Annotated in this window: 20 protein-coding genes and 1 tRNA gene; 9 read left to right on the forward strand and 12 right to left on the reverse strand. The window is 53.1% G+C overall.

All coding sequences use genetic code 11. The annotated features are described in order from the left end of the window. The 4 genes from WMO17_RS12250 to WMO17_RS12265 form a co-directional block, all read left to right on the forward strand. Positions 1–275, forward strand: a 275-nt coding sequence (locus WMO17_RS12250) for a Type 1 glutamine amidotransferase-like domain-containing protein (protein ID WP_349138233.1), incomplete at its 5' end; no start/stop codon positions are given. A 121-nt stretch (positions 276–396) separates the two neighbouring features. Then, complete coding sequence (locus tag WMO17_RS12255) at positions 397–834, forward strand: radical SAM mobile pair system MarR family transcriptional regulator (protein ID WP_120081468.1); 438 nt, start codon at positions 397–399, stop codon at positions 832–834. After that, positions 831–1,520 carry a radical SAM mobile pair protein A gene (locus WMO17_RS12260; protein ID WP_349138234.1) on the forward strand — a complete coding sequence of 230 codons (690 nt, stop codon included), beginning with the start codon at positions 831–833 and terminating at the stop codon, positions 1,518–1,520. The genes WMO17_RS12255 and WMO17_RS12260 overlap by 4 nt, the downstream gene beginning before the upstream one ends. Next, entirely contained in the window at positions 1,508–2,416 is a 909-nt protein-coding gene (locus tag WMO17_RS12265) for a radical SAM mobile pair protein B (RefSeq protein WP_349138235.1), read from the forward strand. The genes WMO17_RS12260 and WMO17_RS12265 overlap by 13 nt, the downstream gene beginning before the upstream one ends. Before the next feature lie 75 nt (positions 2,417–2,491). On the opposite strand, the gene WMO17_RS12270 is transcribed toward WMO17_RS12265, so the two are convergent. The 12 genes from WMO17_RS12270 to ruvC all read right to left on the reverse strand — a co-directional run bounded on the left by WMO17_RS12270 (position 2,492) and on the right by ruvC (position 15,159). Continuing rightward, positions 2,492–4,801 carry an ATP-dependent Clp protease ATP-binding subunit gene (locus WMO17_RS12270; RefSeq protein WP_294648892.1) on the reverse strand — a complete coding sequence of 770 codons (2,310 nt, stop codon included), beginning with the start codon at positions 4,799–4,801 and terminating at the stop codon, positions 2,492–2,494. A gap of 24 nt (positions 4,802–4,825) precedes the next feature. Beyond that, positions 4,826–5,521: a hypothetical protein gene (locus WMO17_RS12275; RefSeq protein WP_097774251.1), complete on the reverse strand. Its 696-nt coding sequence runs from the start codon at positions 5,519–5,521 to the stop codon at positions 4,826–4,828. Between the two features lie 74 nt (positions 5,522–5,595). Continuing rightward, positions 5,596–6,828 (reverse strand): DUF5711 family protein, encoded by a 1,233-nt coding sequence (locus tag WMO17_RS12280; protein ID WP_349138237.1) that lies wholly within the window; start codon positions 6,826–6,828, stop codon positions 5,596–5,598. A 12-nt stretch (positions 6,829–6,840) separates the two neighbouring features. Further along, positions 6,841–7,590: a tRNA pseudouridine(38-40) synthase TruA gene (gene truA, locus WMO17_RS12285; protein WP_097774249.1), complete on the reverse strand. Its 750-nt coding sequence runs from the start codon at positions 7,588–7,590 to the stop codon at positions 6,841–6,843. Positions 7,591–7,693: 103 nt separating this feature from the next. After that, on the reverse strand, positions 7,694–8,509 hold the full coding sequence (locus WMO17_RS12290) for an energy-coupling factor transporter transmembrane component T family protein (RefSeq protein ID WP_207698820.1): 816 nt from the start codon (positions 8,507–8,509) through the stop codon (positions 7,694–7,696). Continuing rightward, positions 8,503–9,423 carry an energy-coupling factor transporter ATPase gene (locus WMO17_RS12295; RefSeq protein ID WP_005943466.1) on the reverse strand — a complete coding sequence of 307 codons (921 nt, stop codon included), beginning with the start codon at positions 9,421–9,423 and terminating at the stop codon, positions 8,503–8,505. Before WMO17_RS12295 ends, WMO17_RS12290 begins: the two co-directional genes overlap by 7 nt. 15 nt (positions 9,424–9,438) lie before the next feature. Beyond that, positions 9,439–10,278 carry an energy-coupling factor transporter ATPase gene (locus tag WMO17_RS12300; protein WP_005943468.1) on the reverse strand — a complete coding sequence of 280 codons (840 nt, stop codon included), beginning with the start codon at positions 10,276–10,278 and terminating at the stop codon, positions 9,439–9,441. Between the two features lie 172 nt (positions 10,279–10,450). Continuing rightward, on the reverse strand, positions 10,451–11,326 hold the full coding sequence (locus WMO17_RS12305) for a class I SAM-dependent methyltransferase (RefSeq protein ID WP_337678662.1): 876 nt from the start codon (positions 11,324–11,326) through the stop codon (positions 10,451–10,453). Positions 11,327–11,355: 29 nt separating this feature from the next. Beyond that, positions 11,356–12,711, reverse strand: a complete 1,356-nt coding sequence (glmM, locus tag WMO17_RS12310; protein ID WP_349138239.1) for a phosphoglucosamine mutase — start codon at positions 12,709–12,711, stop codon at positions 11,356–11,358. 157 nt (positions 12,712–12,868) lie between these two features. Then, entirely contained in the window at positions 12,869–13,924 is a 1,056-nt protein-coding gene (gene ruvB / locus WMO17_RS12315) for a Holliday junction branch migration DNA helicase RuvB (RefSeq protein WP_005943473.1), read from the reverse strand. Positions 13,925–13,927: 3 nt separating this feature from the next. Further along, positions 13,928–14,539: a Holliday junction branch migration protein RuvA gene (gene ruvA, locus WMO17_RS12320; RefSeq protein ID WP_097781213.1), complete on the reverse strand. Its 612-nt coding sequence runs from the start codon at positions 14,537–14,539 to the stop codon at positions 13,928–13,930. Between the two features lie 107 nt (positions 14,540–14,646). After that, on the reverse strand, positions 14,647–15,159 hold the full coding sequence (ruvC, locus tag WMO17_RS12325) for a crossover junction endodeoxyribonuclease RuvC (protein ID WP_005943476.1): 513 nt from the start codon (positions 15,157–15,159) through the stop codon (positions 14,647–14,649). Between the two features lie 232 nt (positions 15,160–15,391). On the opposite strand from ruvC, the gene WMO17_RS12330 reads away from it, so the two are divergent. The 5 genes from WMO17_RS12330 to WMO17_RS12350 all read left to right on the forward strand — a co-directional run bounded on the left by WMO17_RS12330 (position 15,392) and on the right by WMO17_RS12350 (position 20,428). Beyond that, positions 15,392–15,467 (forward strand) — tRNA-Val (locus tag WMO17_RS12330). Between the two features lie 495 nt (positions 15,468–15,962). After that, positions 15,963–16,556, forward strand: a complete 594-nt coding sequence (locus tag WMO17_RS12335; RefSeq protein WP_349138241.1) for a helix-turn-helix domain-containing protein — start codon at positions 15,963–15,965, stop codon at positions 16,554–16,556. Between the two features lie 996 nt (positions 16,557–17,552). After that, entirely contained in the window at positions 17,553–18,392 is an 840-nt protein-coding gene (locus WMO17_RS12340) for a sce7726 family protein (RefSeq protein WP_349138242.1), read from the forward strand. Between the two features lie 9 nt (positions 18,393–18,401). Beyond that, positions 18,402–19,340, forward strand: coding sequence for a sce7725 family protein (locus WMO17_RS12345; RefSeq protein WP_349138243.1), 939 nt, complete (start codon positions 18,402–18,404; stop codon positions 19,338–19,340). Continuing rightward, positions 19,337–20,428, forward strand: coding sequence for an RES family NAD+ phosphorylase (locus WMO17_RS12350; protein WP_349138244.1), 1,092 nt, complete (start codon positions 19,337–19,339; stop codon positions 20,426–20,428). The genes WMO17_RS12345 and WMO17_RS12350 overlap by 4 nt, the downstream gene beginning before the upstream one ends. The last annotated feature ends 222 nt before the right edge of the window (positions 20,429–20,650 follow it).

Genomic DNA, 20,650 nt, shown 5'->3' on the forward strand with positions numbered 1-20,650 from the left:
TGATGATTGGTGAATCGGCAGGTGCGATTATATGCGCTCCAAGCATCCAATATATCGAGCAAATGGATGAAAAGCCGGAGGACTACTCACAAGAAGATGATGCAGGGCTTGCTTTGATTGATTTCTATGTTCTTCCGCATTATCTTACAGCACCATTTAAGAAAGTTACCGAGAAAATAATGACTGAGTTTTCGGATTTGAATCTATGCCCAATTAACAACCGTCAGGGAATTGTAATTGATGGTGAAGGTTCAAAGGTTATTTGCAAAGACTAATTTGAAAATTCCAGTTTGGAGAATTGAAAAAACGGAATTTACCTATTAAGACATATAAACTCTTGACAATAAAGCTCCTATATAGTATGTTTTTAATAAACTACTATATAGGAGCTTTTGTATGGAAATGAATGGAGGATTTCTTGTCACCAAAATAAAACAGCTTGGAGACCGGATTTTCGAGAAGATTCTCAGTGAAAAGAATATTGATGCGTTTAATGGAGCCCAAGGGCGTATTCTTTATGTGCTGTGGCAGAAGGATGGTATTTCAATCAGGTCACTCTCGACTAAATGCGGATTAGCGATAACGTCTCTTACTACGATGCTGGAAAGAATGGAAAATCAAGGGCTGATAAGCCGTGTTCAGTCTGAAACGGACAAAAGGAAAACGCTCCTGTTTCTGACTGAGAAAGCACATTCCTTAAAGGGCGAGTACGATTCTGTATCGGATGAGATGGGCAGTATTTACTACAAAGGTTTTTCAGAGGAAGAAATTACCCGGTTTGAGGAATGCCTCGACCGCATCAGAAAGAATCTTGAGGAGTGGCAGAAGTCATGAGTATTTGTATCAAAGATCAGATTCAGAACATGAATATCGTCATTGGCTGCACAGTGGGGTGTACATATTGCTATGCCCGCAACAACGTGAAACGCTGGCATATGATGGATGACTTCGCTGACCCTGAATTCTTTCCGGGTAAGCTCAAGATGATGGAAAAGAAACGTCCGCAGAACTTTCTTCTTACCGGCATGAGCGATCTCTCCGGATGGAAGCCGGAATGGAGAGACGAGGTATTTGCAAAGATCCGTGAAAATCCACAGCATCAGTTCCTGTTCCTTACCAAGCGACCTGATTTGCTGGATTTTGATACCGATCTGGAAAACGCATGGTTTGGCGTTACGGTGACGAGGAAAGCAGAACTGTGGCGTATCGACGCCCTTCGGAAAAACGTCAGAGCAAAACATTACCATGTTACCTTTGAGCCGTTATTCGACGATCCCGGCACAGTTGACCTTTCCGAAATCAATTGGATCGTTGTCGGCACCATGACCGGAGCTCAGAGCAGGAAGATTCATACGGAGCCGGAATGGGCATGGTCTCTGGCGGACCAGGCCCATAAGCTCGGCATTCCGGTGTTTATGAAGGAAGACCTTGTCCCTATCATAGGGGATGAAAATATGATTCAGGAAATGCCGGAAGAATTTAATAAAGTGTTAGAGGTACAGAAATCATGGAAGAAGTAATAAATGGAATTCTCATTCGTGAGGTGGAAACAAAGAACATCATGACTAAGTCTAGTCTGCCTGTAGGCGGTTACTCGGTCAATCCCTATGTAGGCTGTACACATGCCTGCAAGTATTGCTATGCTTCTTTTATGAAGCGCTTTACCGGGCACAAGGAGGAATGGGGCACTTTCCTTGATGTGAAGCATTGGCCAGAAATTAAAAATCCGAAGAAATATGCCGGACAGCGGGTGGTCATCGGTTCTGTGACAGATGGCTACAATCCACAGGAGGAGCAACTCGGGAATACCAGAAAACTTCTGGAGCAGCTGATCGGCAGTGACGCAGATATTCTGATCTGCACAAAGTCGGATCTTGTGGTACGGGATATTGATCTGCTGAAGAAGCTTGGACGTGTAACCGTTTCATGGTCGATCAACACACTAGATGAAAATTTCAAGAACGATATGGACTCTGCTTCGAGCATTGAGCGCCGTATCTCTGCTATGAAGCAGGTATATGAAGCAGGTATCCGTACGGTCTGTTTCGTATCCCCGGTATTCCCCGGTATCACGGATTTTGAAGCAATCTTTGAGCGGGTAAAGGATCAGTGCGATCTGTTCTGGCTCGAAAATCTCAATCTTCGAGGCGGTTTCAAAAAGACAATTATGGATTATATTACCGGAAAATATCCTGATCTTATACCACTTTACGACGAGATCTATAACAAGCATAACCGCAGCTACTTTGAAGCACTTGAAGTAAAAGCTGCGGAAATGGCTAAGAAGTATGATTGTGCCTTTGTGGATAATGAAATGCCTTATGGAAGAGTCCCGCAGGGACATCCGGTAATCGTGGATTATTTCTATCATGAGGAAATCCGAGGGACAGAGAATACCGGAAAAAGAAATCGCTAACTTCCAGTTTGCCGTACAGCGCCAAACAGCGGAAAAGCCCCTGCATTCCAAAACGGATGCAGGGGCTTTTTTTGTTTACTTCAAGATGATCTCGCCGTTTTCACCGGCATCCACCACAAGGGTGCCGCCGGATGCCAGCGTGCCGTCGATCAGGCGCTCGGCGGCGGGGTCTTCCACGGCTTTGCGAATGACGCGGCGCAAATCGCGCGCACCAAACTTGCCGCCCTGACTCTTTTGCACCAGAGCTTTGAGAGCTGCCGGGGTGTAGCTGTAGGCGATGCCCTTGGCCTCCATGCCGGGCTTGTACTCGTCCAGCATCAGGGCCGCGATGCCCTCCAGCGTCTGCTGGCTCAGCGGCTTGAAGGCGATCACTTCATCCACGCGGCCAAGGAACTCCGGCCGCAGGAACTGCGCCAGCGCCTTGCGGGTCTTTTCCTCGCTGAGCTGTTCCTCGCTCTTATTGAAGCCAAGCCCACCGGTACTCTGGTCGCTGCTGCCGGCGTTGGAGGTCATGCAGATGACCGTGTTGGAAAAATCCACCGTGCGGCCCTGCGCATCGTTGATCTTGCCCTCGTCCAGAATCTGCAGCAGAATGTTCATGACATCCGGGTGCGCCTTTTCGATCTCGTCGAACAGCACCACGCTGTAGGGGCGGCGGCGCACCTTCTCGGTGAGCTGGCCGGCTTCTTCGTAGCCCACATAGCCCGGAGGCGAACCGATCATGCGGGACACCGCGTATTTTTCCATATACTCGCTCATGTCCAGACGGATGAGCGGGTCCGGGCCGTCGAACAGCTGATTTGCCAGCTGCTTGACCAGCTCGGTCTTGCCCACGCCGGTGGGGCCCACAAAGATGAAGCTTGCGGGACGGCGGCGGCCGGAAAGGTCGGCGCGGCTGCGCTTGATGGCCTGCGCCACCAGATGCACGGCCTCGTCCTGCCCGATGATCTTCTTTTTCAGCTCGCCCTCAAGGTTTGCCAGCTTTGCGAACTCGGTCTCCCGAATTTTGACCGCCGGAATGCCGGTCCACAGCTCGATGACCTTGGCCACATCGTCCATGGTCACCTGGATCTCGCTGGCAGCAGCCTGCTTTGCGGGCAGGTCGGCTTCGAGCTTTGCAATGCGGGTCTTGCGCTCGGCCACGCGCTCGTAGTCGATGGGCTCGTTCACATCCGCATTCTCCATCTCGGCTTCTTCCTGCTTGAGGGCATCCAGCTCCTTCTGCATTCCAAGATACTCGGAAATGACCGGGTGGGCCAGATTGCAGCAGGCGCAGGCTTCGTCCAGCAGGTCGATGGCCTTATCGGGCAGGAAGCGGTCGGTGATATAGCGCTCACTCAGGGTGACAGTGGCAGAAAGCACATCGGCAGGCACCTGCACATGATGGTGCTGCTCGTAGTAGTGCTTGATGCCGTTCATCACAGCAAGGGTATCGGCCACGCTGGGTTCTTCCACCCGCACGGGCTGGAAACGGCGTTCCAGCGCCTGATCCTTCTCGATATACTTGCGGTACTCGTTGAAGGTGGTGGCACCGATGACCTGAATTTCACCACGGGAGAGGGCGGGCTTCAGGATATTGCCCGCGTTCATGGCACCCTCGCTCTCACCGGCAGAGGTGATGGTGTGGATCTCGTCGATGAACAGGATCACATTGCCTGCGGCCTTCACTTCGTTCAGCAGGCCCTTGACCCGCTGCTCGAACTGGCCGCGGAACTGGGTGCCTGCCACAAGGCTGGTGAGGTCCAGCAAATAGATCTCCTTATCCTTCAGGCCGATGGGCACATTCCCCTTGGCAATGCGCTCCGCAATGCCCTCGGCAATGGCGGTCTTGCCCACGCCGGCTTCGCCGATGAGGCAGGGGTTGTTCTTCTGGCGGCGGCTCAAAATCTGGATGGTGCGGTAAATTTCGCGGTCGCGGCCAATGATATCGTCCAGTTTGCCTTCCCGGGCCTTGCGGGTCAGATTCTCGCAATAGGTATCCAGAAATTTGCGCTTAGGCGGCTTTTTGCCGTTTTTGCGGTCGGCCTTTTTGTCGCCATCTTTCTTCTCGCTGCTGGTAAAGCCCAGCGGGAAGGTGGCATTGCTGCCGGGGATCAGATCTTCGTCCATGCTGTCCGGGTCAGCATCCTCGCCGCCGTTCGCCATGTTCATCATCATGGAGAGCGGGTTTGCATCGCCCATCTCCTCCATCATGCTTTCCATGCGGTTCTCCATGTTATCAAGATCCTGATCCGACATGCCGAACTGCTTCATCAGATCGTCCACCGGCTTGATGTGCAGCTCACGGGCGCAGTGCAGGCAGTAGCCCTCCTGCTTCATCTGACCATTGTCCATCCGCTGGATGAAGATGATCGCCGGACGTTTCTGGCATCGAATACAGACCATAGTTCCTCCTTTATGCAAAACCCTTTACAGGAAAGGGTTGAAGAGATTGAAGATTTTGTAGTAAAGACTGCTGCTCATCACCGTATCGTTGAGCACATTCAGGTTGCCGCCTGTGATGACGATGATGCCCCACAGGATGCACAGCACCAAATAGATATCCAGCAGCGCCGTGGCACCGCCCACCAGCCAGCCAAGGCCGCGGTTTACCGTGCCAATGACCGGCAGCTTGTTCACAAGGCCCAGCACCGTGACCAGCATACTGACCAGCAGGCGCAAAAGCGCGTAGAACAAGAAGAACAGCACCAGCGTGATCACCGGTGTGAGCAGCGGCTGCAGCACGTTTTCCACAATGGAATCGGCCAGCACCACCGCGTTATCGGCCAGTACAGCGCCAATGGAGCGCTCGCAGGCTGCCACGATGGAAGCGCGGAAAGAAGCAGGCAGGAAGCCCGCATACTTTTCCGCAATGCCGGAAAGGTCTACCGCACCGCCCGCAGCAATGTTTGCTGCGATCTGGGTGCGGAAGCCGCCTGCCAGCATGTGCTCGAACACCCAGCCGGCGCAGGCAGCGGAAAGCTCCTTGGCCCCCAGCAGACTGAACAGGTTGCCCACCAGCTGCACAATGGACGAAAGAAAGCCCTTGCGCGCATAGCGCACCACCAGAATGATCCATGCTGCCGTGCATATGATATCAAAAAGAAATGACGGATTCTTGAACATACCTTGTTTTCCCTGTTATTTTTATCACTTTCCCCGCAAGAGTGCTATTTACGCATGATCTTCTCACCCAAAAATCACTGTCCGCTGGAAGCTGTCTGCTCCGGCGGTGTGACCGCCTGCACCGTGTTGCCGGTGAACACCAAAATCTGCCTACCCTCGATCAGCGCCCGGGGCCGGGCCGAAAGCGACTGGCTCCACTGGAACTCGCCCACACTGTTGAAGCGCTCCACTGTGCTGTCGGTGAGCAGGTAGAAGCCGTCGTTCTTTGCCCGGATGATCTGGCTGGCCGAGAGCACGCTGCCGCTGTAACCCACAGTCAGCTCCCCGTCCAGCAGCACCGCCGTGCTGGTCTGGCCATTGCTTAGCAGCAGGGCCGCACCGTTACTGGTGTTGGACACGCTGACGAGGGTGCCGCCGCCAAAATCGTAGCTGGCGCGTTCGCCTGCGCTGCCGCCGCTCGTGTTGTACAGCACGGCGCGGTTCTCATAAAGCACCAGCAAAAAGCCGTTGGACATCCAGCCCATCCACTGGGGCACACTGTTCTCGGAGCCAAGGCATACCGGGTCGCCCTGCGAGAGGGGCAGTACATAAAGGTTCGTGGTCAGCTGGCCGCCCACCGCCGATACAGCGGCCACGGCAAGGCGGCGGCTGTCCGGCGCAAAGGCCATGCGCAGCGGGGTGCCCTGCTCACTGGTCAGGTTCCACACCAGCTGCTGCTGCATACTGGAATTGTAAACGGTCAGCTTTGCCACGCTGTCGGTGCTGTCGGTCACAACAGCCACCTGTCCGGCATCTGCCACGGCGCACAGCGAGATGGTGCTGTCCATGGTTTTTGTATAAAGGTTCTGGGTGCGGCTTTCCACCCGAAGCTCATTGCCGGAGCGGTTGTACAGCACAAAGCGGGTCTTGCCTGCAGCAATGGCCGGGCGGGCATAGCCGCTCTGGATGCTGTTCAGGCGGGTGCCGCCAATACTGTATACCACGCAGCTGTCGCCGCCCATCTCCACAAAGCTGCCAGACATCTGCGCCACCGCATCCGGGTCGGTGATGCCGGTCTGCTGCGGCCAGCCTGCGGCTGGTGCCAGCGCGATGACGGCAGTATCCACAAGGTCTTTTGCGCGCGCAATGGAAGACCCCACTGCGCCGGTGGCAAACAGGACAAGGATGGTCAGCACCGCTACGATGACGACGGTGCGGCGGATGCGCCGTGTGCGCACCCGGGCCCGGGCGGCTTCCAGATATTCGACGCGTCCGGCAGAAAGCGTCTCCCCTTCGGCGGAATGTCCGCCGCGGCGAATTTTGCTCATGAATGGTTCTCCTTACAGATCATACTCCACACACTTCAAAAACAGGCCCTTGGCGGGCAGGGTCGGCCCGGCGCGGCTGCGGTCACGGCTTTCCAGAATGGCGGGAATTTCCGCCGGGTCCAGCCGGCCTGCGCCCGCTTCGCACAAAGTGCCTGCCAGAATGCGCACCATGTTGTACAGGTAGCCGTCGGCGGTCACTTCAATGTCGATCTCGTCCCCCTTGCGGGTAACATGACAGTCCGTGATGGTGCGCACGGTATCGCCATGGGCTGCAGCGGAAGAGCCCGCCGCGCACAGGGCCAGAAAATCGTGCCTGCCCACGAACTGCTGCGCCGCCGCCTGCATTCTGGCTTCGTCCAGATGCCGGGGCACCCGGGTGTAATAAGCCGCGTCAAAAGGCGAGTCGATGGGGTGGTTGTGGATGCGGTAGAGATAGGTTTTGGTATGGGCCGCGTACCGGGCATGGAAATCCTCCGGCACCACCTGCGCGTCCAGCACCCGGATGTCCGGCGGCAGATGTTGGTTGAGCGCCAGCGGGAGCTTTGCCGCCGGGATGCGGGTATCGGCGTGGAAGTTGAGCTTGAAGCCCAGCGCGTGCACCCCTGCATCGGTGCGGCTGCAGCCCTTGATATCGGGGCGGCTACCCAGCACGGCCTGCAGCGCATCCTGAAAGGTTTGGGCCACGCTGCGGCCATTGGGCTGCACCTGAAAGCCGCAGTAGTTCGTGCCGTCGTAGGCAAGGGTAAGTAAAAAGTTCTGCATGGAACTCCTTCCGTCACGGCTTTGCCGTGCCACCTCCCTCAAAGAGGGAGGCTATAAGGCCCCCTCCTCGAGGGGGCTGTCGCCGAAGGCGACTGGGGGAGTTTTAAAAATTCGGGAACACCAGCCGGGAAGCAAGGATCACTGCAAAGCAGGCGATGCACACGGCAAGGTCGATATAATCCTGCTTTTCGCAGCGCAGCACCTTCAGGCGGGTGCGGCCGTCACCGCCCCGGTAGCAGCGGCATTCCATGGCCATGGCCAGCTCGTCCGCGCGGCGGAATGCCGAAATGAACAGCGGGATGAGCACCGGCACCAAGGCTTTTACCCGGTCGGTCATCTTGCCGGTATCCAGCTGGGCACCGCGAGCCTTCTGGGCATTCATAATTTTGTCCGTCTCCTCAATGAGGGTGGGGATGAAGCGCAGGGCAATGCTCATCATCATCGCCAGCTCGTGCACCGGGAAGTGCAGTTTGCCCAAGGGCTTGAGCAGCTGCTCGATGGCATCCGTGAGCACGATGGGGCTGGTGGTGTAGGTGAGCAGGCTGGTGCCCGCGATGAGCGCCATGACGCGCACTGCCATCAGCACAGCATAGCGCACACCCTCGGCATAAATGGTCAAAAACCAGATGTGCACCAGCGGTTCGCCCTCGCCCGACACAAAGAACAGGTTCAGCACCGCTGTGAAGATCACGATGGGCAGGATGGGCTTCAGGCTCTTCATGATCATTTTGCCGGGAATTTTTGCCACCTTGTACATTGCTGCAAGGAACAGAATGGAAAGGGCAAGGCCCAGCGGATTGGAAGCTGCAAACAGCAGCACAATATAGGCGATGGTCAGCACCAGTTTCAGGCGCGGGTCGAACCGGTGCACCAGACTGTTGCCCGGGAAGTGCTGGCCAATGGTGATATCTCTCAGCATCCGGCAGCGCCTCCTTCCTTCTTTGCTTCCCGCGGGAGCACAAGGCTCTCGCCTGCCTCCCGGCGGCGCTTGGCCTCCAGGATCATCTTGACCGCATAGGGGATGGTGTACACATCAGCGGGCACATCCACACCCATCTCCCGCAGCTTGAGGAAGATCTTCGTCACCTGCGGCACGGAAAGCCCCAGCTCCAGCAGCTCCGGAGCGCGGGCAAAGACTTTTTCCACGGTGTCGTACATGGCAATTTTCTTGTTGCTCATCACCAGAACGCGGTTGGCGTACTTGGCAATGTCCTCCATGCTGTGGGACACCAGCAGCACAGTGGTGCCGGTCTTTTTGTGGTACTCCTTCACCTCGCTGAGGATGTCGTCCCGTCCCTCCGGGTCAAGGCCCGCAGCAGGCTCGTCCAGCACCAGAATGCGGGGCTTCATGGCCATAACGCCCGCCACGGCCACCCGGCGCTTCTGGCCGCCGGAAAGCTCAAAGGGACTGCGCTCCAGCAGGGCCGGGTCAAGGCCCACGAAATCGGCGGCTTCATGCACGCGGCGGTCGATCTCGGCTTCGTCCAGACCCATGTTCTTGGGGCCGAACGCGATATCTTTATAACAGGTCTCCTCGAACAGCTGGTACTCCGGGTACTGGAACACCAGACCGGTGAGGAAGCGGAAGTCCCGGATCTTCTCCGGATCTTCCCACAGGTCGCGGCCATCGATATAAATTTTTCCGCTGGTAGGCTTGTTCAGGCCGTTCATGTGGGTAATGAGGGTGCTCTTGCCGGAGCCGGTGGCCCCGATGATGCCCACAAAGTCGCCCTCTTCCACCGTAAAGCTCACATCGTCCAGCGCAGTGACCGCATTGGGCATGCCGGGGTTGTAGACGTAGCTCAGATGTTCTACTTTGATGATATCTGCCATTTGCGTCTGCCCCCCTTACTGCAAAAGCTCGTACAGAGCCTGTGCGCATTCGCCGGTGTCTATGATGCCCTCCGGCATCGGGATGCCGGCCTTCACCAGCTCGTCCCGCAGCTCTGCGGCCTGCGGCACATCCAGATGCAGGGAACGCACCTTCTCGGTCTGGCTGAACACCTCTTTGGGGGTGCCCTCCATCACCACATGGCCCTTGCTCATCACCAGCACACGGTCTGCCTGCGCAGCTTCCTCCATGTAGTGGGTGATGGACACCACGGTGATGCCCATGTTCCTGTTCAGATAGTGGATGGTCTGCATCACCTGCTCACGGCCCCGGGGGTCCAGCATGGCGGTGGCTTCGTCCAAAATCAGGCAGTCCGGCCGCATGGCAACAACGCCTGCAATGGCAACGCGCTGCTTCTGGCCGCCGGAAAGGTTGTGGGGTGCGCGCTCGCGGTACTCATAGATGCCGGCCATCTTCATGGAGTCGTCCACGCGGCGGCGCATCTCTTCGGGCGGCACACCGAGGTTTTCCAGTGCAAAGGCAACGTCTTCCTCCACCACGGTGGCAACGATCTGATTGTCCGGGTTCTGGAACACCATGCCCACGGTCTGGCGGATATCATAGATCTTGTCATCATCTGCGGTGTCCATGCCCTCCACGTAGACCTTGCCGCTCTCCGGCAGCAGGATAGCGTTGAAGTGCTTTGCCAGCGTGGACTTGCCGCAGCCATTGGCACCCAGCACGGCCACGAATTCGCCGCGCTTTACTTCCGTTGAGACACCGTCCAGTGCGTAAACCGGCTGGTCGCTGTCGTAGCGGAATTTCAGATTTTGTGCTGTTAAAATCGTCTCTTCCATTTGTGTTTCTCTTTCTGGTGGTGCGCCCCTCTGAAAGGGGCTGTACCCCATTCTTAAGTCTTCCTGTGAAAATGTGTTTGGAGCGGCCCGCAGGCCGCGACAAACACGAAACTAAAAGATTATTTTCTTCTGAACATGGCCAAAGCGCACGCGGCGGCCATTTAAAATCGTTTCACTCTTCCCAGATGGCGGTTGCGCCGCAGGGCACCACGCCGCCGGTGGCAGAGACCGGCAGGCCGATCTCGTCGCAGCTAGTCTGCCCGCCAAAGCGGGGCACCAGCGTGGTCTTGAGCATATACTCCATGACCGCCGGGGACAGGCCTGTGGTGTAGCTGTTCACCGCAAAAAACAGCGGCGTATCGCTCAGCACCTCTTCGCACTGGCTGATGAGGTCGTAGATGCAGTCCTCCAGCTTCCAGATCTCACCGCCGGGGCCGCGCCCGTAGCTGGGCGGGTCCATGATGATGCCATCGTAGGTGTTGCCGCGGCGTTTTTCGCGGGCAACGAACTTGGCACAGTCGTCCACCAGCCAGCGGATGGGCCGGTCGGCAAGGCCGCTTGCCGCAGCATTGTCCTTGCCCCACGCCACGATGCCCTTGGAGGCATCCACATGGCAGACGGTGGCACCTGCCGCCGCACAGGCCAGCGTGGCACCGCCGGTGTAGCCGAACAGGTTCAGCACCTTTACCGGGCGGCCTGCGGCACGGATCTTTTGGGCGTACCATGCCCAGTTGACGGCCTGCTCCGGGAACACGCCGGTGTGCTTGAAGCCGGTGGGGCTGACGATGAGGGTGAGCTTATCCTCGCCCTCGCCGCAGCTGATCTTCCACTTTTCGGGCAGACGGCGCTTGTACTCCCACTCGCCGCCGCCCTGATTGGAGCGGTGATAAACAGCATCTGCCTTTGCCCACAGCGGGCTTTGCTTGGGCGTTTTCCACACCACCTGCGGGTCCGGGCGGATGAGGATGGTCTCACCCCAGCGCTCCAGACGGTTGCCGTCGGTGGCATCCAGCAGTTCATAGTCTTTCCAGGTATCTGCAGGGCGCATAGCGTCCTCCCTTCTCTTTTATCCGTTTCTTACTGGCCCAGAATGCGCTTGTTGATCTTATCCACGATGCGGTCGGCGCAGCGGTGGATGGCGTCCAGATCCTGGCCCTCCACCATCACGCGGATCTTCGGCTCGGTGCCGGACACCCGCACCAGCACGCGGCCCATGCCCATGAGCTTCTGCTGCTCGTTCTCAATGAAACCGGCCAGAACTTCGTCCTCTTTGTAGGCTTTTTTCTGGGCGGCGTTGGCGGTCACATTCACCAGCACCTGCGGATACTGGGCGTAGATGCAGTTCAGCTCGCTCATCTTCTTGCCGCTCTCAGCCAGCAGCTTGAGCAGCTTGCCGGCGGTCAGCTCACCGTCGCCGGTGGTGGCATGGTGCAGCAGGATCACATGGCCGCTCTGCTCGCCGCCGATGGCAAAGCCGTTCTCGCGCATGTTTTCCAGCACGTAGCGGTCGCCCACGGCGGTCTTTTCGGTATTGATGCCCTGACTCTCCATATATTTGATGAAGCCCAGATTGGACATGACCGTAACCACGGCGGTGTCGCCGTCCAGACGGCCTTTTTCCTTCATGGTCATGGCCAGCAGGGCAATGATCTTGTCGCCGTCCATCTCCTGACCCTTTTCGTCGCAGCCAAGGCAGCGGTCGGCATCGCCGTCAAAGGCAATGCCGCAGTCAAAGCCGCCTTCCACCACGGCCTTTTCCAGATTTTCCAGATGGGTACTGCCCACGCCCTTGTTGATGTTCTGGCCGTCAGGCTCAATGCCGATAAAGGTGCACTTTGCGCCCAGACGGGGGAACAGCTTCTGTGCCACGGCAGCCGAAGCGCCGTTTGCACAGTCGATGCAGACCCTCAGGCCGGTCAGGTCGCCGTGGATGGACTCATACAGGTGATCCACATAGTCCTGCAGGCCGTCATCGCGGCGGTATACACGGCCCACCTCGGCACCGGTCTTCAGCTCAATGCCCGCGCAATTGTTGTCGATGTAGGCTTCGATCTGGTTCTCCACCTCGTCCGGCAGCTTATAGCCGGTACCGGCAAAGATCTTGATGCCATTGAACTCCATCGGATTGTGGGAGGCAGAGATCACGATGCCGGCATCGGCATTGTACTTGCCCACCAGATAGGCCACAGCGGGCGTTGGCAGAACGCCCAGACTTTCCACATCCGCACCCACGCTGCACAGACCGGCGGTCAGGGCTGCTTCCAGCATATCGCCGGACTGGCGGGTGTCCTTGCCGATCAGGATGCGCGGACGGTGGCCGGTGCTGCCGGTCAGCACCGCAGCAGCGCCGCGGCCGATCTTCATTGCCAGCTCACAGGTCAGGTCTGCGCCTGCAACACCGCGCACACCATCGGTTCCAAAATATTTTCCCATAATAATACCCCACTTTCTATAGAAAGAAGAACCCTCTCAGTCAATGCCTTGCGGCATTGCCAGCTCCCCCAAAAGGGGGAGCTTTTTGGCATCTTTTGGTTTTTCGCTCATGAAGCTCTCCCTCCGGGAGAGCTGGACGCGAAGCGGCCTGAGAGGGTCAGAACAAACTCTGCTGCCCGTTGTCCTCGGGCGCAGCGGCCTCCGGCGCTTTCAGGCCCAGATGTTCGTAGGCCAGCCGCGTTGCGCAGCGGCCCCGGGGTGTCCGGGTCAGAAAGCCCATCTGCATCAGATACGGCTCACACAGGTCTTCCAGCGTGACGGATTCCTCGCCGAGGGCCGCCGCCAGCGTTTCCAGACCCACCGGGCCGCCGTTGTACATTTCAATGATCGCACGCAGCATACTGCGGTCCAGTTCGTCCAGACCCAGTGCGTCCACGTCCATCCGCTTGAGGCCCATCAGGGCCACATCCCGGTCAATGATGCCGTCGCCCAGCACGGTGGCAAAGTCGCGGATGCGCTTCAAAAAGCGGTTTGCCACGCGGGGCGTGCCGCGGCTGCGCTTGGCCAGCTCGTAAGCGCCTTCCGGCGTGATGGGCTGGTCGAGGATACCTGCCGAGCGCTGGATGATCTTGCTCAGTTCATCCGGGCTGTACAGCTCCAGCTTGAGCAGCACGCCAAAGCGGTCGCGCAGAGGGCCGGTGATCTGGCCTGCACGGGTGGTGGCACCCACCAGCGTGAACCGCGGCAGGTTGATGCGGATGCTCTGGGCGCTGGGGCCTTTGCCGATCATGATATCCAGCGCATAGTCTTCCAGCGCCGGATACAGCACCTCTTCCACCTGACGGGACAGGCGGTGGATCTCGTCGATGAACAGTACATCGCCCTCCTGCAGATTGGTGAGCAGGGCAGCAAGGTCGCCGGGCTTTTCAATGGCCGGGCCGCTGGTAATACGGATCTGTACGCCCATTTCATTGGCAATGATGCCTGCCAGTGTGGTCTTGCCAAGGCCCGGCGGACCGTAGAGCAGGATATGGTCCATCGGTTCGCCGCGCCGCTTGGCAGCTTCCAAGTAAATTTTCAGGTTCTGCTTGACCTTTTCCTGCCCGATATAGTCTTCCAGATGCTGCGGGCGGAGGTTGTTTTCCTCGCTGTCCGCCGCCGTCATGCCGGGCTGCATCATTTTTGCGCCGTACAGCGCAGTTTCGTCCTGCATTCTTTACCTCCTGCCTGCCATGCTGCGCAAGGCCAGTTTGATGATCTCTTCCACGGGCAATGCCGCGTCGATCTTGGAAACGGCAAGCGCTGCTTCGCTCTGGCTGTACCCCAGCGACACCAGCGCCGCAATGGCCTGACTGCTGCCCTGAGAAGCCTGTGTGTCGGCGGAAGCACCCGCCACATCCTCCAGCGAGATGCCGTCCACAAAGCCCTTGGCGACCTTATCCTTCAGCTCCAGCACGATGCGCTGTGCAAGCTTCGGCCCCACGCCGGAAGCCGCCTTGAACGCCTTGTGGTCCCCCGCCGAGATCGCCAGTGCCACGCGGTCCGGCTCCATCACACTCAGGATGGCAAGACCCACCTTAGGCCCCACGCCGGACACGGCGGTCAGCATCTCAAAGCAGGCCTGCTGCTGCTCGGTGGCAAAGCCGTAAAGGCTCACGTCGTTCTCGGTGATGCTCATCACGGTATAAATGGTGGCTTCCTTGCCCACGCCGGGCAAGGCCCCGGCCACGCTGGCCGGGCACTGGGCATAGTAGCCTACACCGCCGCAGCTGAGCACCACCGCGTTCATGCTTTTTTTGACGATTTTTCCTGTCAGACAGTAGATCATTTAAAGCCCTCTCAGTTTCTGTGTCGGCCAATTTTCCTCTGTTCAGCTCGCCCTTCGGGAGAGCTCCGGTGCCGCGCCGCTGCAGGCGGACGGAACCGGTGAGAGGGTCAGATCGGCCCGGCCACACGGCGGACAAAGCGGTTGAGCTGGTTGCCGTTGGTGTGGCAGAAGGTGATGGCCATTGCCAGCGCATCGGCGGTATCGTCCGGCTTTGGCACGGCGGGCAGATGCAGCAGCACGCGGGTCATCTCCTGCACCTGCTTTTTCACGGCCTTGCCGTAACCGGTAACAGCCTGCTTTACCTGCATGGGGGTGTACTCGTAGATGGGCAGGCCTGCCTGCGCTGCCGCCAGCAGGATCACGCCGCGGGCTTCTGCCACGCCGATGACCGTGGTCTGATTGTGCTGGTAGAACAGCTTTTCGATGGCAAGCACCTCGGGCCGGGTGCGCTCGATCACCTCTTTGATGCCTGCATACACCTCGTCCAGACGGCGCTCGAACGGCACGCCCGCGTCGGTGCACACTGCACCGAAGTCCACCGGCGCAAACCGGTTGCCTGCGTAATCCACCACGCCCCAGCCCACGATGGCGTAGCCGGGGTCGATGCCCAAAACTCTCATGCTGCAAATACCTTCCGATACTATTCCTATTATAACTTTATTATTATATCACAACAAAACAGTGTGAGCAACAGAAAACCTTTCGCCTGCCGCCGCCAAATGTGCGCTGGCGCGTAAAAAGGGCAGTCAGCGCCCCTGCCTTTAAAAAAGTTTTACAATTTTTGAAAAAGCACTTGCTTTTTGGCAGAAGGTATGGTAATATAATCAAGCTGATTTCGGCAAAACAGAATATGGACGGTTAGCTCAGCTGGTAGAGCATCTGCTTGACGTGCAGGAGGTCACAGGTTCGAGTCCTGTACCGTCCACCAAACAGTTCGTACTCGAACCCAATTCTCTATGAGAAAGGGTTCGGGTACGTTTTTTGTTTATCGGAGGTTCTGCGGAAGGACTACTCGGAACGGTAAACGAGCAAAGGCAGGGTATCACTATGATAGTGGTATCCTGCCTTTTGTTTTGCGGAATCAAGTTCGCTTTGTGCGAACTTGGTCGTCACCCTATATGACGCATTGGGGGCAATCGCTGCGTACGTGCGTACCGGGAGAGCGTGTACACCTCTGGCAAGGTGTAACACACTAGACTTTGGAACAAAGTCTGTGTGCCAAGGGGCATAGCCCCTTTGGAATCCCTGCGGAGCGTGTACGCATGTACGCAGGGAAACGGCTAAATCTCTCTTATACAGATTGAAAATCAAACCGGTTATCGTTGTAAACGATTCGTAGAGTATCTTGCGGCGAAAATAGCCGCGGTATTTCTTGATAATGGTTTATAGTCGTGCTATCTTGTAGTGGCAAGGAGGGAGCAAAATGGATTCACAGAAGTTTGGTACATTTATCGCCCAGTGCCGCAAAGACAAGAAAATGACACAAGCTGACCTAGCCGCAAAATTGAATGTGACCGATAAAGCTATCAGCCGCTGGGAAAGAGGTGTGGGGTTCCCCGACATCAATACCATCGAGCCATTGGCCGCAGCTTTAGATGTCAGTGTTGCAGAACTTATGAAATCCGAAAGGATAGATGAATCAGAGATGTCTATCGCGATGAACAATGAAATTGTGAACAATGCGTTAAATTTTGCAGAGAAGCAAATTCAGCAGGAGAGAAAAAATGTTTTCTTAATTATTGGATGCCTTACAGTCGCCATAATTTTCATTCTATATCTGGATAATATCGGATGGCGGCTCGACACCTTTCTTTTTACAGTAGTGGGGATAATTCTCCCATTGATAGCAATCCTCTCGTTCCTTGTGCTGCTGGGATACGCTATATATCGAAAGTGCAAAGGCCAGTCTTGCCACCAAACCTTTTTGATTGCCCTTGCCGGCTTGGGGATAGTTGCTCTGATATTTGGTGCCTTTGTGCTGGCTGGAACTTTGGGGTTAGGCCCTGTGCCTCAGTAAACATAAGCAGGGTTTGGGGCAGGCACGCCCCAACAAGAAGCTGTCCCAAAGGGGCAGGAAATTTTCAAGAATTGAAAATTTGTGGCCACGGGACGATTCTTGCCCTCTACCGCTGCGCTCAAAACCGTTTCTGGGTAATTGTTTCCAAATTGTTAAGACGCAAACAATAAGTGGCGGGGCTCTGCTCATGTGATGGGGGCACCGTTTGCTCCGAACGAAATTCCTGCCCCTGTTTTGCAGCGGCGTTGACAAAAAAGTCGATATCACGTCCGGTCGGCTCATGAAATTTTCAAGGTACGTTCCCCACAAAAGAAAAATACCGCCCACGCAGCGCAGCGATGATTTTGTCGGGGTAAATCGGCGGCAAAATGAATCGGGTGTGTTGCGGGGCGGTAAATCTTCGCAGGAAATAAAACCGCACAGAATCGTTTCTTTACAGAAATCTCTGTGGATTTGTTGGGAATGATAACATAAGTATTGATGTGTGTCAACACTTCAGGATAATGAATACATCAGATGAACGAAACACACAAAGCACAAGCGAAAGCAAGACGGCACTTTAGAAAAAAGTATCAAATCAATCCGGATTAGAATGCTGAATCGAGCAGATATCTAGTACAGCATCGCATTGAGCCAAAACATACGGATCATGTGAAACCATAATAATAACCGAATCATTTTTTCGTTCTTGGAGACAGTTCATCAATCGGGCAATACTTTCTTTATCAAGAGTAGCAGTTGGTTCATCCAGTACCATGGCATCCAATGTAAGAAAAAAATTACGCAAGATGACAATATGTAGATTGTTTGGAAAACATAAATAGAGAATTTTTAATACCGTCAATATTTGTTGCTCGCTTTGCTTGACGAAATTCATGTTAGTAGTATAATTATAATGTAGTGTTATATAAGTAGCGTAGCGCGTATTTAATATTCCAATCTATACAAATAGTTTATTTCGATTATATAACCAGTGTATTCGAGGAGGTGTTCGAGGTGGAAAGCACAAATTCAATTGTGTTAAATCGTTTTTTCACGCGCAACACCTTCAAGCAGTTGATTGATGAAGGTTCATCCGCAACGTACTCGTCTGTTATCCGTCGCTATATTATAGATGAAAGCAATAAAACAAATGGTGAGTGCATAAGTGAAATTTACTGTTATTTAAAATCAAACTATCAAAATGAGTATTATTATAAGAATACTCTTCTTAACAAGTTGTTGCTCGGTATTCACAGTCCGAAGACAACTATTGCACTAACAGAAGTTCCGATTGCCGGATCTAAAGCGGATTTTATTTTGATAAATGGAAAGGCTGTTGTTTATGAAATCAAAACAGCGTTGGACAATTTCGAGAGACTAGAGGGACAGTTAGAAGACTATTACAAGGCATTTTCTCGAGTAGTTGTAGTGACAGCAGAACAACATTATGAAGAGCTAAAAAAGAGGTTAAAAGATTCTCCGGCAGGAATTTATGTATTAACAAGTAAGGGTACACTGAGTATAAAAAAGGAGCCGATTGAATACACAGCTGCACTTTCAAAAACCACTATGTTTAAGATTTTACGTAAAGGTGAGTATGAAAATATAATTAAAAGCGTTTATGGAAAACTCCCGAAGGTCACACAATTTGAATATTACAGAAGTTGTCAGGTTTTATTTGAGTCGCTTTCAATTGAAGAAGCATATAAATTATTTACTGCAGAAATAAAAAAACGCAGTAAAATCGAAATCGATTTGTACTCAAAAATTCCATATGAATTAAAATTTTTGACCTACTTCTCTAACTATCGAAAAGAAGATTATACTCGTTTGCTTAACTTTCTTAGTATGTAGGAGGCTTATATGTACTTTCCTATTTTACGGGGTCGACAGTTCGAATTGCTTGCTTTACGAGAGTGCGTTAACAATGGCATATTAAGTGATTTTTTAATCCCAATCGTAGAGCCTGTTAAGGTGTCGTCCACATTCACAAAGACATTGGATTCATTTGTAGATCATAAGCATCCCATTGGAGTTATCCGCAACCCGGTAGTTGGTAAGTGGTCACGAGAAATTGTTAAAACAAGTAATCAGAAAATTCAAAAACACTACACAGAACTTTTGGATAACAAGTATCTTATCGAAACCTTCTATGTTACCCCCGATTTGGGAAGCAATGGTGTACTCTGGGAAAATAGAATATTGCAATTTGAAAAATCAATTTTAATTTGCAATCAGCCAGAATATGTAGAACACTATGAACATATAACCTCTGGCATTTCTCCATTGTACAATATCATTCCGGATCGCGCTGATTTTAGAAGGTCTATTCGAGCGAATCGTGTGATGTGTGAGGATCACTTCCCAAAACAATCCCGAAATATTGACTATTCCGGGATCGACACAGAATTTTTCTCAGCAGACCATCTTTATTATAAAGAGGATGGATACAAGGGATTTTCAGATTATTCTGTTGTTGGTTCTGAATATAGTGAAACAGGCTTTGCTCCATATGCGGTGGCAATTCACATTGTCTATTTTGATGATAATAATAAACTTCGCATCGCTCACTTTGTTTCGGACTCTAATGATGATATTTCTGATCCAGCAAGAAAATTTGGAGAAGCTGTAGAAAAATTAGTACAGTGGAACAAAATTATGAAGCTCAATACGATGGGCATCAAAGCGTTCGAAGACACGTATAAAAACGGAACATATCCCGGCCTAGGAGTAGCCAAAAAGTACTCTATTATGCACCATCTTGAACTCATGAGCGTTTATCTTAATGAGGTTGAAAAATGATTATTTGTGATGGTTGCTTTTATGATAAAGAAATTTCTTCAATTATTAAGTCAGTTTCAAGAAATTCTGGGGTTTGCCCAACTTGCCACAAACATGATAAGAAACTTTATGATACTGATTATCAGAATGATCTAACTCCTTATTTTGAGGATTTAGTTAATACTTACACACCAGAAGAATTGCTTCCTCCGTCATTTCCAGCGGCAGAAAAAAGGCGACTAATGGATGATTTGAATGAGCGGTGGCAGATTTTCTCGGATATTCCTTATCCCACTCAATATGAAATTCTCCGCAACATATGTTCTGAACTATACGCATCTACTCCATCTCTTTTCGATGGCTTAGTTGGAATTCCGGAATTATATGATGACTTATACCTTAAAAACCATATGCTGCTAAGAACAAATAACTGGGATTTGTTTGTGAATGAGATAAAAACAGTTAATCGTTACCATTCCAAACTTGTCAATCTTGATATATTAGAAAAATACTGTTCTTTTATTCGTAAAACGTATAAAGCAGGCTATTGCTTCTATCGTGCGAGAATCTCTGAAAAAGAGGGTTTTGATATCAATTCTATGGGGGCTCCACCCGCAGGTAAGAGTTCAGAAGGACGAGCAAATGCACGTGGAATCACATGCCTATATCTTGCAAGCGACCTTGAAACCACGTTGCATGAGGTTCGTGCAGGTGTTTTTGATTTCGTTAGCATTGGAAAATTTTTGCTAAAGAAAGATATTGTGGTTGTTGATTTAAGTGCTATTACCGAAATCAGCCCTTTCACTGAAGGGTTGGACTGTTTGGATCATGCAATTAATATGACTCATCTAAAAAAAATAAATGATGAGATGAGTAAATCACTGCGCCGCAGTGACAGTACCTTAGATTATGTTCCAACCCAGTATATTGTTGACTTCATTAAAAGCATTGAGCATAATGGTACACGAGAGTATGCAGGGGTTGAATATAGTAGCACAACAAATCCGGATGGTTATAATCTTGCGATTTTTGAGCCAGAGTTGTTCGAATGTATAGCAGTGGATGTTTATAATATTGAAGAACTTCGTTATAAAGCCAAGAAAATATAATACATGAAAAAGATGGCCATTTTTATTATCGAATAAAAGAATGATCCTCTTTTTACTTGCATTTCTTCTCAGAATATGATAAGTTATACGAAATGGTGTCCTGCTTTTCTACTTATCGATACATAAAGTGAGGTGCAACCATGACCGCCGTGATCTACGCCCGCTATTCATCTGACAGCCAGCGAGAAGCGTCCATTGAAGGACAACTGCGCGACTGCAAGG

Origin of the sequence: Faecalibacterium faecis (assembly GCF_040096475.1) — a bacterium.
GTDB lineage: Bacteria > Bacillota > Clostridia > Oscillospirales > Ruminococcaceae > Faecalibacterium > Faecalibacterium taiwanense.